This window comes from Arthrobacter sp. TS-15 (assembly GCF_006964045.1).
In the GTDB taxonomy this organism is placed as follows: domain Bacteria; phylum Actinomycetota; class Actinomycetes; order Actinomycetales; family Micrococcaceae; genus Arthrobacter.
This window is the reverse complement of the sequence record NZ_SDXQ01000077.1, coordinates 1-1120: the sequence shown is the minus strand read 5'-3', so window position 1 is coordinate 1120 and position 1120 is coordinate 1. Positions and strand designations below refer to the sequence as shown.

General features: G+C 74.0%; 1 protein-coding gene and 1 pseudogene. One reads left to right on the top strand and one right to left on the bottom strand.

The window, feature by feature from the left end; genetic code table 11:
* Window positions 1–196 (bottom strand): annotated as a pseudogene (locus EU811_RS22840) (hypothetical protein); the annotation flags it as partial.
* 241 nt (window positions 197–437) lie between these two features.
* On the opposite strand from EU811_RS22840, the gene EU811_RS22835 reads away from it, so the two are divergent.
* Window positions 438–1120 (top strand): phosphotransferase enzyme family protein (locus EU811_RS22835; RefSeq protein ID WP_142940540.1); only part of this gene is annotated, 683 nt, incomplete at its 3' end.

The window sequence follows — 1120 nt, the reverse complement described above, 5'->3', positions numbered from 1 at the left end:
GTCTCGTGGGCTCGGTGCGGCCCGACTGGGAGTCGGTGAACGCCAGCGCGATGCCGTAGAGGAGCGGTCCGACGCTGAGCACCAGGATCGGGATCAGCGCGGGCAGCACCAGGAACCAGGCGCCGTGGTCGACGAGACGGTCCCGCGCGCCGCCGCCTCCGCCGCCGTCCGGCGCACCCCTCGCCGACCGTTTCACTGACCGCTTCCTCACGGTCGCCGATGTCACGGAATCAGCTCCTCTGGGCGGCTCGTGCGGGTCTGGCCGTCCCGGCGGCCCCCGTCATCGTGCTGACGTACTGACACGCCGTCAAGACAGCGCACACACCCTCCCGAGGGCTCTCACCAGTGTGAATGCGACACTGGGCGGCGTATGGCGTGATCTCGACCGCCGACGCGACGGGACCCACGGGAAACACGGACTCCACGGGAGGCGAGTGATGGACGAGGCTCAGGCGCGGGACGTGCTCGCCGAGGCGGGGTTCGGACGGGGCGCGGAGCTGCTCGCGCTGGGCGAGAACGCCGTGTTCGCCGCCGGTGACCTGGTGGTCAAGGTGGGCCGCGACGCCGAGCTGCTCGACCGGGCGCGGCGGGAACTGGCCATCGCCGTCTGGCTCGCCGAGGCGGGCGTCCCCGCGGTGCGGGCCGCCGAGTCCGAGGCGCGGTCCGTGACCGGTCACCCGGTGACGGTGTGGCACCGCCTGCCCGCACCCGTACGTCCCGCCGAACCCCGCGATCTCGCCGAGCTGCTGCGCCTGGTGCACGCCCTGCCCTCCCCCGCCTTCACGCTGCCGCGCCGCGAGCTGCTGGGCGGCGTCGAGCGGTGGCTGCGGCTCGCGGGCGACGCGATCGACCCGGCGGACGCCGCGTTCCTGCGGGACCGGCGCGACGGCTTCGCCACGGCCGCCGCCGCACTCACGCCGCATCTGCCGCCGGGCCCGATCCACGGCGACGCGCTGCCCCGCAACGTCCACATCGGTCCCGACGGGCCGGTCCTGGTCGACCTGGAGACCTTCTCCACCGACCTGCGCGAACACGACCTCGTGGTCATGGCGCTGTCCCGCGACCGGTACGGGCTGCCCGCCGAGGCGTACGACGCGTTCACCCGGACGTACGGCTGGGA